This window comes from Lutibacter sp., from assembly GCF_021647475.1.
In the GTDB taxonomy this organism is placed as follows: Bacteria; Bacteroidota; Bacteroidia; order Flavobacteriales; family Flavobacteriaceae; genus Lutibacter.
Window position 1 is genome coordinate 45,196 of record NZ_JAKIUR010000001.1, and the last position, 14,169, is coordinate 59,364.

Genomic DNA, 14,169 nt, shown 5'->3' on the forward strand with positions numbered 1-14,169 from the left:
TATAAATAAACTTTCAAAAAACATTAAGTCATGTTTCTGAAAGATTTTTTAAAAGCATCCATAATTTGCTGTGCTGCTTTTACAGGTGATATTTTAGTGGTAACAACTTCTTTTTCCAGCTTATCAAGTTGATTTTTAATTTTTTTAGAGCCATAAAATAAATCTTTTAAAGCTTCATTAATGTTATTGTACATCCACTGAATTTGCTGCTGATTTCTATTTTTTTGAAAAAACCCATTTTCTGAAACCAACTTTCTATATTTTGTAATTTCATCCCAAACTTCAGCTATACCAGTATTTTTAATTGCTGAAGCTGTAGTAACTACAGGGCTCCATCCTGAATCAGATTGTGAGAATATATGCAAAGCATTTTGGTATTGTCTTTTTGCCAATTCACTATTTCGAATATTATCACCGTCTGCTTTATTAATTACTAACATATCAGCCATTTCCATAATGCCTTTTTTTATGCCTTGTAATTCGTCTCCAGCACCTGAAAGCATTAGCAATAAAAAGAAATCTGTCATACCATGCACAGCAGTTTCAGATTGGCCAACGCCTACCGTTTCAATTAAAATAACATTGTAACCTGCTGCTTCACAAAGCAACATAGTTTCACCTGTTTTATTTGCAACTCCTCCTAAAGTATCACCAGAAGCGGAAGGTCTAATATAAGCTTCTTCTTTATTTGCAAGCTCTTCCATGCGTGTTTTATCGCCTAAAATACTCCCTTTTGTACGCTGACTTGTAGGATCAATAGATAATATGGCAACTTTTTTACCTTGGTTGATTAAATGCTTGCCAAAAACTTCAATAAAAGTACTTTTTCCAACACCAGGAACACCTGTAATTCCAATTCTAATTGATTTTCCTGATTTTGGCAAAACAGATTGAATTATATCTTTAGCAAGTATTTTATCACTTTCTAAATTGCTTTCTATAATGGTAATTGCTCTTGAAAGCAATACTCGATCTCCTTTTAAAATACCATTAATATATTCTTGAGAAGTTAGCCTTCCTTTTGGTCTGTAATTTTTCATTTAATAAATATCCTTGTTTTTGAAAACAATTCAAAGATAAGCATATTGAAAATATTCACCGAATGGAATATGTTTTAAATTCGGTTAAAAATCTTTTTTTCGAAGTTTTCTATTCATTCTAAAAACTGGAAGTATCACCCATAAAGATAGAAGCAATAAGGATACTACCATACCTAAACTTGTTCCAAAGAAACTTCTAAACACAGCTCCTGTATATCCTAAGAGTGCCGAAATATCTAATTTTAATAAAATTAAAATTCTAGATAAATCAATTGGATTAAGCATAGTGGCAATCAAAGAGAATTTATCTAAAGGATAATCATTAAAAAGCAATAAGGATATTAGGAAAATACCATCATAAATTACCGCCAAAAATAACCACATAAGTATGGCATAGCCAAATCCTTTAATTTTATTATCCGTTGAAAGTGCAATATTATATGACAGTGCAACAAATATAAAATTTAAAAAAGAACCCACTACTAATAATAAACTAAAATCAAAAATAGCAGTAGATCTAAATAAACCATATAGCACAAACGGAATGCCTAATCCTAACACTAAACTAAGCGTTAATGAAAGTGCAATACCTACATATTGCCCCATAAAAATGGTATTTCTTTTTATGGGTTGTGCTAATAATAATTCGGTAAATTCTTTAGAGTTATAGTAATACATTACTCCAAAAATTGTTCCTATTAAGGGTGTTAAAACAATAATAATATTCATAAGTGTAATTACTGCTTTATTTAAATCATTGTTTAAAAACAACAGCACAAAACCTAAAGCTAAATAAAAAATAAAATAGACATAACTCCAACGGCTTCGCATTAAATCGAAAAAACTATATTTTAATATTTTAAGCATATTGTTTTGAAATTAAATTAGCAATTGCATGCTCTAAATTATCGTTATTAGTTTGTTTTTTAAGTGCATCAATACTGCCTTTAAAATAAATTTTCCCATCTAATAAAAACACAATTTCATCAGCCATTTCATCAACAAAACTCATAATATGAGTGGTAATTAAAATGGTTTTTCCTTTTTCCTTTTCTTTTTTAATTAATTCTTTTAAATGAATTAAAGCAATAGGATCTAACCCTGTGGTAGGTTCGTCTAAAATTATCAATTCACTATCAAACATAAATGTTAGCACTAAATTCACTTTTTGTTTGGTTCCGCCAGAAAGTGTTCCTAATTTTTTTTGTAAAAATGGTTCTAACCCAAATAATGTAATAAGGTCTTGTTCATTTGACTCCTTTGGTCTTAGATTTTTTACCATTTTTATCAATTCAATTACTGATAAATTAGGTGGAAAATTTGCTATTTGAGGTAAATAATTTAGCTGATTTCTGTAATCCCATTTTTTAAGTACACTTTTATCTTGAAATAAAATATCACCTTTATTAGGAATTACCATACCTAATAAGGATTTAATTAAGGTTGTTTTTCCTGATCCATTAGGCCCAAGTATAGCAAAAATACCTCCTTTTTTAATAGAAAGATTAAGTCCGTCTAATACGACTAATTTTCCAAATTTTTTATGAATATTTTTAAACTCAATCATGAACTTTTTTCATTAAAGGTTTTTTATCTATTAAATTATCTGGAGTAAAAACAGGAGCTACTTTTTCAGAAAAATTAATAATCTCTACAAATAAACTTCTAAGTAACACTAAAGCTTCTGGTGTTCGATTTACAATATACGAAAACAGCTTTACTGGTCTGTAGGGCACATCACCAATACCATCTTTATTTAAATCATATCCTGTATAATCACTCCAGTAATTATTTTCAAAACGATTACTATTTAGCTGGCTATTATACGATAAATCGAAAGCGTTATACAAAAAATCATTTTGTTTAAAAATATTTTTATAACAGCCACCGCTAAATTTTAACGCCCATCCATTTCTTATAAATTTGTTTTTGGTATAATCAATTCTTGAACAATTTTCTACATTAATACCAATAGTGTTTTGCTCAAAAGTATTGTTTTCAATTTGAGCATCATATATTTCTTTTAAAAGTAATCCGTAGGACGCCATTCCCCAATTATAATGAAATACATTCTCACGCATGATAATGTATTTAGAAAACATAACTGCTACACCAGCTCCATTATGTTTAAACTCGTTTTTAAAATACGTGTTATTATTAGAAAACATAAAATGCAATCCATAGCGGATATTATTTTCACTAATATTATTAGAAATAGTGCTGTTTTTTACAAATTCAAAATAAATTCCATCACGTAAACCTGATACCTTATTGTTTTCAACTTTCATGTGTGAACAATGCCACATATGAATACCATTCCCAGAGTTAGCTTCATTTTCTGCATGGCTTGAAACTTTATTATTTAAAATAGTTCCATAATGTGACTTTTCAATAAGAAAGCCGAAAAACACATTTTTTAAAGTGTTATTTTTTAATACAAAATGCTTGCTACGAGAAACTAAAATTGCTGCAAAATCTTTAGTATAACTTTGACCAACATTTATTAACGTTAAACCTTCAATAGAAAAATTATTTGCGGTTACTTTAATTATGGTTTCTTTAAATTCTCCATCAATTATTGGGTTGTTTTCTCCTATTAAATGAATGGATTTATTGATGATTATAATACTTTGTTCTTTGTAAATTCCTTTTTTAATAAGAATAGAATCGCCATCTTTTGACAATGAGACTGCTTCTTTAATCGTTTTAATTTTACAAGATTTGCAAACGGTTATAGTAGAAGCTTGAATTTCAAAAGAAAACAAAACAAAGATTAAAACTAAATATTTCATTCTGTTTAGTTACTGAATTTTTTCTTTAGCTGCTGCCAATTATAGATAGTACCTCCTAATTTAGTTTGCATTTTTTTTGCATTTTCTAAAGAACTAAAAGCAGATAAGTTGGCACCCATTGGACTTTTAATTTTTTTTGTAATTAAATAAGTAGCAGATTTTGCATCAATTAATACTCCTGGTTTTTGATAATTAGCAACTAAAATATAAGCTAATTTTTCTTCGTTATTTTCCTGATTTATTTTTTGTGTCATACATTCAATAGCATCAAATACATAACTTTTACCCTTTTTGGTAACATATTCAGAAGCATGCGTTTTATCTACCACAGTCATATCACAAAACGCACAATGGTCTTGTCCGTAATTAATTTTTTGTGGTTCAACTTTACAAGAAATAAGCGTAAAAAGCAACCCTATAAATATAAATTTAACAACAGACATAAGTACTATTTTTGATTTTTTTATAAAATTACAAAATGTAACCTAACAAAAAGTTAGTTTTTTAATTTATTTTTTGAACTTACAATAAATGCCAAAACTACAAGTACAAATGATAACCCAATAAAATATACACCAGTTGATGGGTAAGAATACACCTGAAAATTTAACATCTGTTTAAATCCGAAAACAGGTGGTTGATAAGCCATCATTTCACCTGTTACCTTATCGGTAATTTTTAAAATTGCATTTGGATCTAATTTATGTCCATAAATATATAGCCAATTATAGAAATCGTACATTCCAACAATTCCAGAAAGTGCTAATAGACCAAGCCAAGTTGCATATAATTTTCGTTTTCCAATAAACCCAAAAATAACTCCAAGCACCACAAGAACTATTACAACTATTGGAATAATAACAAATTCTTTAAAAGGTTTTACCTCTCCTTTTTTAACATTTATTTCCGTAGGTAAATGAGCCATACCAATATAATGATTTAACAAATCAATATTGTTTACATCGTTAAACTGATTGCCATCAGACAAATGTGTAATATGGATATTTAACCCTAAAGGTTCAGGGTATTGAGGTGCTAACAATGTTATTTTCCATAATGGAAACACAAATAATAGAAGCAATAGTAAACTTCCAAAAATCATTAATAATTTATCTTTTCTCATTTTATAAATTTTAAAAAACTGGCAGTAAATCAATCAAACACTGCCAGTTTTTATTTTGAATAAGTATATTCAATTATTCTTCTTCTTCACCTGGTACTTCATCATCCAAGGTGTATTTAATTGGTGTATTTGCTCCTTTAGCTGATACACGAACATAACCTTGCATTTCTTGATGTAATGCTGAACAGAAATCTGTACAGTAAAATGGCCAAACACCAACTTCTTTAGGTTCCCAAATTAAAGTAGAAGTTCTACCTGGCATAATTAGCATTTCTGAAGTATTAGCTCCAATCATTGCAAAACCATGTGGCACATCGTAATCTTGTTCTAAGTTTGTTATATGGAAAAATACTTTATCTCCAACTTTTACACCTTCAATATTATCTGGTGAAAAATGTGAACGAATCATACTCATATAAACATGAACTTCATTTCCTTTTCTAATTACTTTTGTATCTGCTTCACTTTTAACAGCATCAGGATGTTTATTATCTTCTAATTTATATATTTTTTGAGATTTATCCATAATCATTTTTGCAGGAATACCAGCAGCATAATGTGGCTCTCCAATGGTTGGGAAATCTAATAATAACTGCATTTTATCTCCTGAGATATCAAATAATTGAGCAGATTGACAAACTTCAGGTCCTGTTGGTAAATAACGGTCTTTAGTAATTTTGTTCAGAACAACCAAATATTTATCAAATGGTTTTCTAGAATTTCCTCCTGGAATCATTAAATGACCAACTGAATAATAAACTGGATGTCTGTCAATAACTTTTAAATCTTTTATATTCCATTTTACAACTTCAGATGAGATAAAGAAAGAGGTATAAGCATTTCCTCTAGTATCAAATTCAGTATGTAATGGACCTAAACCTGGTTGTTCTAAAGTACCATAATTAACTGCTTCAAATTTTAAAATTGGAATACCATAAGCATCTCCATCAAAAGCTTTATCTGCAATTGCTTTTTTCATTTTAGTAAATGAATGAACCGTCATTGAAGCTGCCAATTTACCATTGCCAATAATATATTCACCTGTTGGATCAACATCACAACCATGTGGAGATTTTGGAGTTGGTAAAAGGTATATGGCTCCAGGAACATCTACTGGATTTACAACCCAAATTTCTTTTTCCATAGTTGAAGTTGCAGTGTGAGTATCATCATTCCATAAATTATGAGCATATCTAGTTTGTTCTTTATGCCCTTTACCTTGTTTAATATATTCTTCTATTTTTTTCCAGTTTACAGCTGCAATAAAATCTTTATCATTTTGAGAAGCATTTACTTCTAATAAAGAATGTGCTTCTTCCGTATTATACATAGAGAAGAAGAACCAACCGTGAGATTTTCCTCTACCAGGATGTGATAAATCATAATCAAAACCAGGCATTCTAAGTTGGAATGCAATATTCATATGCCCTGATTCAGGATTAATTTTTATGAATGATAAAGAAGCTTTAAAGTTTCCTTTATAATCACTAATTGGCATATCTCGTTGAGGAATTGGAATTGCAAAACGAGTACCAGCAACTACATATTCTGAGTTTTCCGTAACAAAAGAAGAGCTATGGTTACCTGCTGAGTTAGGTATTTCTATAATTTCTTCTGTTTCAAAAGTTTTTAAACTAATACGAGCAATACGTGGTGTATTATTTTCATTAATAAATACCCAACGCCCATCTATAACTCCATTAGTTTGAGAAATATCAGGATGGTGAGAATCTCCCCAAGGTATAAAACCATGTGAAGTATTTAACATTGGTTTAGTTTCTTCATTATATCCATAACCTTCTTGAGGGTCTTGTGAAAAAACAGGAATTACTCTAAATAATCTACCAGAAGGTAATCCGTAAACAGCTAATTGTCCACTAAATCCACCTGACAGAAAGGCATAATATTCATCATATTGCCCTGGAGCCACATAAACTTTTTCTGCTGCATTACTCGCTAAAGCTCCTTTAGAGCTTTTTGAACTTGTTGGTGCTGGATTACAGCTAACCAAAAAAACAGCTACCGTTAAAAATGCAAAAATTGATTTCATAAATAGTTAAATTTGTTTGTTGTTTGTTGTTTATATTTTTTTAATTTTTTGTTCTAAAATATTCATATATAGCCCTTGCTTGTTCTTCATTTAAATGTTGATTTGCCATAGGAGCATTATATTCTTTCAGTAATTCTTTAGCAGTTTCATTTTTAACAATCATTACTTCAGGATTTAATATCATATTCATAATCCATTCTGGTGATTGTCTTTTTGTAACTCCTTTCAAAGCTGGACCAATATAACGTTTTTTAATTTTGTGACAAGCAGTACAATTAGCTTTGAAAAGTTTATGACCTTTTGCTACAAGAGCTTCATCAAGCTCACCAATAGTAACACTTTTTACAGGACCAACACCTTTATCATCCATAGGATTTGTACTTTTCACTTCTTTAACAACCTCCTTTTTTGGGGTTTCTTTTTTTACTTCTTTTTTATTATTACCTCCACAACTTGATACAGCAATTACTAAGGCTACAAGAATAAGTTTTAATTTCATTTTTTTTAGTTATTTATTTTTAATTTATTTATCAGTTGGTACTAACACATCTCCAATAACGTGAATCCAACCATTACTTACTTTTACTGATTTTAAAATTTTTGTTCCACCAACGTAAATTCCATCTTTTCTATTTTCTACCGTTAAATATTTACCAGAAGCCATATATAACTTACGTCCTTTCTTGGCTTCTTTTTTTAATTGTTTAATTGGGTAATTTGATGGTGCTACATGGTTTATTAAAATGAAAGCTAATTTAGCTTTATTTTCTGGTTTTAATAAGTTTTCAACAGTCCCTTTTGGAAGTTTATCAAAAGCACTATTTACTGGTGCAAACACGGTTAAAGGTCCTACATTAACTAATGCATCTTCAACACCGGCAGCTTGTACAGCAGTTACTAGCGTGGTAAAATCAGGAAGTGACATTGCAACTTGCAATACATTCGCTGCAGACACATCATCCTTTACAGCAGATTGCCCTTTACCAACAATTTCGTTAGTTTCTGTTTTTTTCACTACTTCTTTTTTCTTTTCATTGGTGTTACAGCTTGTTAACATTACAAGTGAAACCGCAATAAATGAGATGGTTAAAATTGATTTTTTCATATTTTTAAAATTAACGTTAATTATTTTATATTGCAAATTTAAGAGTTTCCCTCAATTAAAATATGATAAATATCATTTATTTTATATTAAAGGACTTTTTTATCTTATTTATTTGTGTAATGTTTGTTACTACATTAAAATTGACAATAATTGTACTTTTGACATCCTAATTAAACTTGTAAGTTTGCATTAAAATTATCGTCAAAAAACTTGCATTAAAATTTATAAAATGAAAAAAATAATTATTGAAGAAAGCTTACAAAAAGTACTTTCTTATGTTGAATATAGAACACTTTTAAAAAAATCATTGCTAACCAAAACAAAACAAGAGATTGAAAACGATGTTTTTTTAGGATATACCTTACTTAATGATAAAAGGATGGACAGACTGGATAAAACATTAAAACTATCAGAAGAAACCATTAATTCAATTCAAAATTTAACATCTTCTTTCTCTTTTTTAGTTATTAGTGAAGGCTGGTGTGGTGATTCTGCACAGGTTTTACCTATTTTAAATAAAATAGCAACTTCTTCTTCAAATATAGATTTAAAAATTGTTTTTAGAGATGAAAATGAAGGTTTAATGAATCAATTTTTAACCAATGGCAGTAAATCTATTCCTAAAGTAATTATTGTAGATGCCAATAATAAAGTGATCAATTCTTGGGGCCCACGTCCTTCAATTGCTACTAAAATGGTGTTAGATTATAAAGAAAAACACGGAGTTATTGATGCTGAATTTAAAAAAGATTTACAGCTATGGTACAATAAAGATAAAGGACATAATACAGAAAATGATATACTTAAATTATTGAAAGCTTCTTAATATTAATTGAAACAATTAATTACCTTTGTCGCTTAAAAAAAACAAATGATTGTAGATTTTGAAGAAATTCCAGATTGGGGTAAACTTTGGGTTTTTCCTTCAAGTAGAAAATTTTATCCTCAAGAAATTCCTGAATTAAAACAACAAATTGAAACTTTTTTAAATAACTGGAATTCTGGAACGGATGTATTAAAAGCATCTTACCAAATAAAATACAATCGGTTTATTATTATTACTGTTGATGATTCTGAAATTAAATTATCTATTGAAGCTCATGATTCGTTAAGTGAGTTTATTCAAAATCTTGAAAAAAAATATAATCTTATTTTATTAGACAAGATAAATGTTTGCTATAAACAAGGAGAATTTGTGCAATACAAGGATTTAATAGCTTTTAAAAAGATGATAAAAAGTAAAGGAGTTTCTCAAAAAACTATTGTTTTTAACAATATGATTACTGCCAAAGAAGAATTAAAGAATAATTGGGAAATTAATATTATGGATAGTTATTTAAGTCACTTTTTTAAGTAAATAAATCTAAGTTAACTCAACTTATTTTCTACAAAAGTTAAAGGAGCTACAGCATTTTCAACACTAAAATTTCCGATTTTTGTTCTACGTAATTTAGATAAATGCCCCCCCGATTTTAAGGCTTTTCCAAAATCAAAAGCCAACGATCTAATATAAGTTCCTTTGCTACAAACCACTCTAAAACTTACTTTAGGTAAAGTTATATTGGTAATTTCAAAAACTTCAATAGTAATTTTTCTGGTTTTAATTTCAGTGGTTTTTCCTTCCCTTGCCAATTTGTATAACTTTCTTCCATTTTTTCTGATTGCAGAAAAAATTGGTGGTTTCTGATTTATTTCACCTACAAACTTTTTAGCTATTTCATATATCAATTTATCTGTAATATGTTCAACAGAAAAAGTTTCATTTATTTCAGTTTCTAAGTCATAGCTAGGTGTGGTTGCTCCTAAGGTAATTTCTCCTGTATATTCTTTTGTTTGTGCCTGATACGTTTCAATTTGTTTAGTGAATTTTCCTGTACATAATATTAACAATCCTGTAGCTAAAGGATCTAAAGTTCCAGCATGTCCAACTTTAATTTTTTTAATTCCAAATTTTAGGCTGATATGCCAACGGATTTTATTTACCACCTGAAAAGAAGTCCAGTGCAAAGGTTTATCTATCAATAAAACCTGCCCTGCTTTATAATTTTCGCCTGTTAACATTATATAAGTGTTAATTTATACACAAAAAAATGAATGAAAATAATTGCAATTCCCACTATAATTCTATAATAACCAAATATTTTAAATCCACGTTTACTTAAATAATCGATAAAAGATTTTATAGCAAACATGGCTACTATAAAAGCGATGATATTACCGATTAAAAGATAATTAATTTGTTGAGATGTTAATGTAAAACCATTTTGATAATAATCAAATAATTTTTTGGCTGTTGCCCCAAACATTGTAGGGACAGCTAAAAAAAATGAAAATTCAGCTGCTGTTTTTCTATTTAATTTTTGAGTCATTCCACCAACAATAGTAGCACCACTTCTTGAAGTTCCAGGAATCATAGCTAAACATTGAAATAATCCAATTTTAAATGCAGTAGTATAACTTATCTTAGTATGTTCAGAAGGATTTTCATTATCAAGTTCTTCATTTGCTTTAAACCAATTATCCACTTTAAGCAAAATAAATCCACCCAAAATAAGTGTACTTGCCACCACTAACGGACTTTCTAATAATTCATCAATAATATGATTAAAAAGCAATCCTAAAACAACTGCGGGTATAAAAGCAACTAATAATTTTAAATAAAAATCTACACTTTGAAAAAATCGTTTCCAATATAAAACCACCACAGCTAAAATTGCTCCTAGTTGAATTACAATAGTAAATAACTTTGTAAAATCTTCACCAGCAATATGCAAAAAAGAAGAGGCTAAAATTAAATGACCCGTTGAAGAAACTGGTAAATATTCTGTAATTCCTTCTATAATGGCAAGCAGAATTACTTCAATATAATTCATAGTTATTTTTTAGATTTTGCTAAAATTGCATAAATCTCAACTGCCAAACCAATAAGAACCAAGGTTGGTGCTAAACGAATTCTTCTAAAATTATAAATATCAGGATTAAATACATTTGGGTTATTACTACCGCCACCCGACATTAAAATAAATCCTAATGCAATAATTGCAATGCCAATTAGCATAATGATATAATTTTTTTTACCAAATAAAAATTGATTTTTTAAAGATGATTTTTTTTGTTTTGCCATATTAATAATATAATTCGTCCACTTGTAAATTTAAAAATCGTTGTGTTGCAAAAAACGTACTTATCCAACTAATTAGTATTCCTAATCCAAAAATAAATAAAGCTAAAAACCCTAACCATTTATAATCGGACAGCAAATTTAATTCGGGAACTACGTTATTAACGTACACACCTACTGCAATTAAAGAAATAATAGCTACTGTTGCTCCTAAAAAACCTAGTTCAATACTTTTCCAAATAAAAGGTACTCTAATAAATTTTTTGGTAGCACCTACCATCTGCATCGTTTTAATAGTAAACCGTTTTGAATATACCGATAACCTAATAGAACTGTTTATTAAAACTACTGCAATTAATGTAAAAACACCGCTAAAAAGTAACATCCAAAAAGTGAGTCGGTTAATATTTCTAGTTAGCAAATCAATTAAAGATTTATCGTAGGAAATTTCATAAACCAAACTTCTATTTAACAAATTTTTCTCAATTGCAGCCATTTTTTCTGGCGTTACAAATTCCGATTTTAAAGTAATGTCAACTGCATTTTTTAATGGATTTTCGCCTAAAAATTCCATAAAATCTTCTCCAATATCTTTACTGTACTTTTCTGCTGCCGCTTTTTTAGAAATATAGTTAATAGATTTTGTGTAATCTGCCCTTTTTAACTCTGCTTTTAAAATATCAACATCATTAGCTTTTGCATCATTTTTTAAAAAGATGGTCATAACTACCTGTTCTTTAAAATGCTTTGAAATACTTTTAGTTTTTATTAAAGTTAAGCCCAAAACACCTACTAAAAACAACACTAAAGCAATGCTAATTACTACCGAAAAGTAAGAAGATCGTAACCTTCTTTTTTGATATTTTTCAAAAGATGTACTCAAAATTTTATAAAGTTAAATATGTTGCAATATACAAATTAGTTGCGGATTGGTTAATGGGTAAATTGTTTATTTATTAGAAATTAGAAACCTTAATTATTATGGTGTTTCCCTTTGGGTCGGGCTATCACTACTCGCTTTTTAATAGTAAAAAAACTATTAAAAGAGCTCAAACAAACCGTTCTATCCCTAACACAAAAAAACAAATTATTTTGCAAAAAACAAAACGTCATATTTATAGTGAAGTAGTTGCAAATGAAGTAATCCGATTCTTTATCCCGTCATTACGAGGAGCGTTAGCGACGAAGTAATCTGTCACTTTATTTCATCCCGTCCGTCACTGCGAGGAGTATTTCACGACGTGGCAGTCTCATGAATTGCGACAGATTGCCACAGTTTTTCTCAAAACTTCGCAATGACAAAATCACACGTCATTACGAGGAGCATTAGCGACGAAGTAATCTCTTCCAATAAAAACGGATTTCACTACATTTCATTCCGCTCGCAATGACGAATAAAATAATATATTTGATTATGAAAAAAAGCTATGTATATTTTATGACGAATAAAAATAATACGGTTATTTATATAGGAGTAACAAGTAATTTAATAAAACGTGTGTATCAACATAAAACCAAATCTTATAAAGGATTTACAAATAAATACAATTGTGATAAATTAGTTTATTTTGAAGAATTTGAAGATATTAATCAAGCTATTATTAGAGAAAAACAATTAAAAGCTGGAAATAGAAAACGAAAAGAAGAATTAATAAATATTGAGAACTCTGATTGGAATGATTTATCTGATGGATGGTTATTTCAATTTTAACGTCATTACGAGGAGCACAACGACGAAGTAATCTGCCACCTTCATCTCCTTCGCCACTGCGAGGAGTATTTCACGACGTGGCAGTCTCATGAATTGCGACAGATTGCCACAGTTTTTCTCAAAACTTCGCAATGACAAAATCACACGTCATTACGAAGGAGGCACGATTGAAGTAATCTCATCATCCAAAACAAACAGATTGCTTCGCTACATTTCATTCCGCTCGCAATGACGTCATTACGAAGGAGGCACGACTGAAGTAATCTGTTACTTTCAAGTTTACATCATGAGATTGCTTCACTCCGCTTGCAATGACGTTATAAAACAAATAGCTAATCCACTTCTTGGCAAAGTTCAATTAAAACACCATTAGTAGTTTTTGGATGTAAAAAAACCACTAACTTATTATCTGCTCCTTTTTTCGGTATTTCATTAAGTATGGTAAATCCTTCTTTTTTTAATCGTTTTACTTCACCTAAAATATCATCTACCGCAAATGCAATATGATGTACGCCTTCTCCTTTTTTTGCTAAAAATTTTGCAATCGGACTATCAATATTGGTTGCTTCTAGCAATTCTATTTTATTTTCGCCAACTTTAAAAAATGAAGTTTTTACGCCTTCACTTTTAACTTCTTCTATTTTGTAATGTTTTTCACCTAAAAGACTTGCAAAAAGTGCATTAGATTTTTCTAAATTTTTTACAGCAATTCCTATATGTTCAATTTTATTCATCTTTGTAAAATTTGTAATTCAAAATTACTGAAAAAAATTGCAACTATTTATCTAATTTAAAAACAGTATTTATGTATATTTAATCGTTATTTTTGCAATATGGAAACAAACAGACAAAAAAAAATAGCAGGCGTTTTACAAAAAGATTTAGCAGATGTTTTGCAACGTGCTGCACATGACGGAATGAGAGGTGTAATAATTTCTGTAACTAAAGTACATGTAACCTCCGATTTATCTCAAGCCAAAGTTTATATCAGTGTTTTTCCTCAATTAAAAAGAGATATTATTTTAAAAGGAGTAAAAGAAAATTCTTCAAGCATTAGATATGAAATGGCAAAAAGAACCAAAAATCAATTAAGAAGAATGCCAGAATTATCCTTTTTTATGGATGATAGCTTAGATTATATTGAAGATATTGATAGTGCTTTAAAAGGAGAAAAAGGAAATCCAATTAAAAATCCAGATTTACTATCTAAACGCCAAAAAAGATAAT

General features: G+C 29.1%; 18 protein-coding genes. 4 read left to right on the plus strand and 14 right to left on the minus strand.

Annotated features, from left to right (window positions below):
• Window positions 1-23: 23 nt before the first annotated feature.
• From meaB to L3J60_RS00270, 9 genes are all read right to left on the minus strand, one after another.
• Window positions 24-1,040 carry a methylmalonyl Co-A mutase-associated GTPase MeaB gene (meaB, locus tag L3J60_RS00230; protein ID WP_291973178.1) on the minus strand — a complete coding sequence of 339 codons (1,017 nt, stop codon included), beginning with the start codon at window positions 1,038-1,040 and terminating at the stop codon, window positions 24-26.
• An 84-nt stretch (window positions 1,041-1,124) separates the two neighbouring features.
• Window positions 1,125-1,907 carry an ABC transporter permease gene (locus tag L3J60_RS00235; RefSeq protein WP_291973180.1) on the minus strand — a complete coding sequence of 261 codons (783 nt, stop codon included), beginning with the start codon at window positions 1,905-1,907 and terminating at the stop codon, window positions 1,125-1,127.
• On the minus strand, window positions 1,900-2,607 hold the full coding sequence (locus L3J60_RS00240) for an ABC transporter ATP-binding protein (RefSeq protein ID WP_291973182.1): 708 nt from the start codon (window positions 2,605-2,607) through the stop codon (window positions 1,900-1,902). Before L3J60_RS00240 ends, L3J60_RS00235 begins: the two co-directional genes overlap by 8 nt.
• Window positions 2,600-3,832, minus strand: coding sequence for a nitrous oxide reductase family maturation protein NosD (locus L3J60_RS00245; RefSeq protein WP_291973185.1), 1,233 nt, complete (start codon window positions 3,830-3,832; stop codon window positions 2,600-2,602). The genes L3J60_RS00240 and L3J60_RS00245 overlap by 8 nt, the downstream gene beginning before the upstream one ends.
• Window positions 3,833-3,837: 5 nt before the next feature.
• Entirely contained in the window at window positions 3,838-4,275 is a 438-nt protein-coding gene (locus L3J60_RS00250) for a nitrous oxide reductase accessory protein NosL (protein ID WP_291973187.1), read from the minus strand.
• Window positions 4,276-4,328: 53 nt separating this feature from the next.
• Window positions 4,329-4,955, minus strand: coding sequence for a hypothetical protein (locus tag L3J60_RS00255; protein WP_291973189.1), 627 nt, complete (start codon window positions 4,953-4,955; stop codon window positions 4,329-4,331).
• Window positions 4,956-5,028: 73 nt separating this feature from the next.
• Window positions 5,029-7,005 carry a Sec-dependent nitrous-oxide reductase gene (nosZ, locus tag L3J60_RS00260; protein WP_291973191.1) on the minus strand — a complete coding sequence of 659 codons (1,977 nt, stop codon included), beginning with the start codon at window positions 7,003-7,005 and terminating at the stop codon, window positions 5,029-5,031.
• Between the two features lie 40 nt (window positions 7,006-7,045).
• Entirely contained in the window at window positions 7,046-7,504 is a 459-nt protein-coding gene (locus L3J60_RS00265; protein ID WP_291973193.1) for a cytochrome c, read from the minus strand.
• 24 nt (window positions 7,505-7,528) lie between these two features.
• Window positions 7,529-8,110: a fasciclin domain-containing protein gene (locus tag L3J60_RS00270; protein WP_291973195.1), complete on the minus strand. Its 582-nt coding sequence runs from the start codon at window positions 8,108-8,110 to the stop codon at window positions 7,529-7,531.
• 229 nt (window positions 8,111-8,339) lie between these two features.
• Here L3J60_RS00270 and L3J60_RS00275 point away from each other — a divergent pair, with 229 nt between their 5' ends.
• A complete protein-coding gene (locus tag L3J60_RS00275; protein WP_291973197.1) occupies window positions 8,340-8,936 on the plus strand; it encodes a thioredoxin family protein in 597 nt (198 codons plus the stop codon).
• A 45-nt stretch (window positions 8,937-8,981) separates the two neighbouring features.
• Window positions 8,982-9,467: an ABC transporter ATPase gene (locus L3J60_RS00280; RefSeq protein WP_291973199.1), complete on the plus strand. Its 486-nt coding sequence runs from the start codon at window positions 8,982-8,984 to the stop codon at window positions 9,465-9,467.
• A gap of 11 nt (window positions 9,468-9,478) precedes the next feature.
• On the opposite strand, the gene truB is transcribed toward L3J60_RS00280, so the two are convergent.
• From truB to L3J60_RS00300, 4 genes are read right to left on the minus strand one after another with little or no spacing between them, the layout of a single operon-like run.
• A complete protein-coding gene (truB, locus tag L3J60_RS00285) occupies window positions 9,479-10,171 on the minus strand; it encodes a tRNA pseudouridine(55) synthase TruB (protein WP_291973201.1) in 693 nt (230 codons plus the stop codon).
• A complete protein-coding gene (locus L3J60_RS00290) occupies window positions 10,171-10,983 on the minus strand; it encodes an undecaprenyl-diphosphate phosphatase (protein WP_291973203.1) in 813 nt (270 codons plus the stop codon). The genes truB and L3J60_RS00290 overlap by 1 nt, the downstream gene beginning before the upstream one ends.
• A 2-nt stretch (window positions 10,984-10,985) precedes the next feature.
• Window positions 10,986-11,234, minus strand: coding sequence for a DUF3098 domain-containing protein (locus L3J60_RS00295; protein ID WP_291973205.1), 249 nt, complete (start codon window positions 11,232-11,234; stop codon window positions 10,986-10,988).
• 1 nt (window position 11,235) lies between these two features.
• Window positions 11,236-12,114 (minus strand): permease-like cell division protein FtsX, encoded by an 879-nt coding sequence (locus L3J60_RS00300; RefSeq protein WP_291973207.1) that lies wholly within the window; start codon window positions 12,112-12,114, stop codon window positions 11,236-11,238.
• A 531-nt stretch (window positions 12,115-12,645) separates the two neighbouring features.
• Between L3J60_RS00300 and L3J60_RS00305 the strand changes: the two genes are divergently transcribed.
• Window positions 12,646-12,942 (plus strand): GIY-YIG nuclease family protein, encoded by a 297-nt coding sequence (locus L3J60_RS00305; protein WP_291973209.1) that lies wholly within the window; start codon window positions 12,646-12,648, stop codon window positions 12,940-12,942.
• Window positions 12,943-13,274: 332 nt separating this feature from the next.
• On the opposite strand, the gene mce is transcribed toward L3J60_RS00305, so the two are convergent.
• Complete coding sequence (mce, locus tag L3J60_RS00310; RefSeq protein ID WP_291973211.1) at window positions 13,275-13,676, minus strand: methylmalonyl-CoA epimerase; 402 nt, start codon at window positions 13,674-13,676, stop codon at window positions 13,275-13,277.
• 99 nt (window positions 13,677-13,775) lie between these two features.
• On the opposite strand from mce, the gene rbfA reads away from it, so the two are divergent.
• Window positions 13,776-14,168 (plus strand): 30S ribosome-binding factor RbfA, encoded by a 393-nt coding sequence (rbfA, locus tag L3J60_RS00315; RefSeq protein WP_291973213.1) that lies wholly within the window; start codon window positions 13,776-13,778, stop codon window positions 14,166-14,168.
• Window position 14,169: the final 1 nt, after the last annotated feature.

Excerpts from the sequence above, each read along its gene's own strand:
- meaB (WP_291973178.1), bottom strand. The coding sequence starts at position 1,040 with ATGAAAAATTACAGACCAAAAGGAAGGCTAACTTCTCAAGAATATATT.
- L3J60_RS00235 (WP_291973180.1), bottom strand. The coding sequence starts at position 1,907 with ATGCTTAAAATATTAAAATATAGTTTTTTCGATTTAATGCGAAGCCGT.
- L3J60_RS00240 (WP_291973182.1), bottom strand. The coding sequence starts at position 2,607 with ATGATTGAGTTTAAAAATATTCATAAAAAATTTGGAAAATTAGTCGTA.
- L3J60_RS00245 (WP_291973185.1), bottom strand. The coding sequence starts at position 3,832 with ATGAAATATTTAGTTTTAATCTTTGTTTTGTTTTCTTTTGAAATTCAA.
- L3J60_RS00250 (WP_291973187.1), bottom strand. The coding sequence starts at position 4,275 with ATGTCTGTTGTTAAATTTATATTTATAGGGTTGCTTTTTACGCTTATT.
- L3J60_RS00255 (WP_291973189.1), bottom strand. The coding sequence starts at position 4,955 with ATGAGAAAAGATAAATTATTAATGATTTTTGGAAGTTTACTATTGCTT.
- nosZ (WP_291973191.1), bottom strand. The coding sequence starts at position 7,005 with ATGAAATCAATTTTTGCATTTTTAACGGTAGCTGTTTTTTTGGTTAGC.
- L3J60_RS00265 (WP_291973193.1), bottom strand. The coding sequence starts at position 7,504 with ATGAAATTAAAACTTATTCTTGTAGCCTTAGTAATTGCTGTATCAAGT.
- L3J60_RS00270 (WP_291973195.1), bottom strand. The coding sequence starts at position 8,110 with ATGAAAAAATCAATTTTAACCATCTCATTTATTGCGGTTTCACTTGTA.
- L3J60_RS00275 (WP_291973197.1), top strand. The coding sequence starts at position 8,340 with ATGAAAAAAATAATTATTGAAGAAAGCTTACAAAAAGTACTTTCTTAT.
- L3J60_RS00280 (WP_291973199.1), top strand. The coding sequence starts at position 8,982 with ATGATTGTAGATTTTGAAGAAATTCCAGATTGGGGTAAACTTTGGGTT.
- truB (WP_291973201.1), bottom strand. The coding sequence starts at position 10,171 with ATGTTAACAGGCGAAAATTATAAAGCAGGGCAGGTTTTATTGATAGAT.
- L3J60_RS00290 (WP_291973203.1), bottom strand. The coding sequence starts at position 10,983 with ATGAATTATATTGAAGTAATTCTGCTTGCCATTATAGAAGGAATTACA.
- L3J60_RS00295 (WP_291973205.1), bottom strand. The coding sequence starts at position 11,234 with ATGGCAAAACAAAAAAAATCATCTTTAAAAAATCAATTTTTATTTGGT.
- L3J60_RS00305 (WP_291973209.1), top strand. The coding sequence starts at position 12,646 with ATGAAAAAAAGCTATGTATATTTTATGACGAATAAAAATAATACGGTT.
- mce (WP_291973211.1), bottom strand. The coding sequence starts at position 13,676 with ATGAATAAAATTGAACATATAGGAATTGCTGTAAAAAATTTAGAAAAA.
- rbfA (WP_291973213.1), top strand. The coding sequence starts at position 13,776 with ATGGAAACAAACAGACAAAAAAAAATAGCAGGCGTTTTACAAAAAGAT.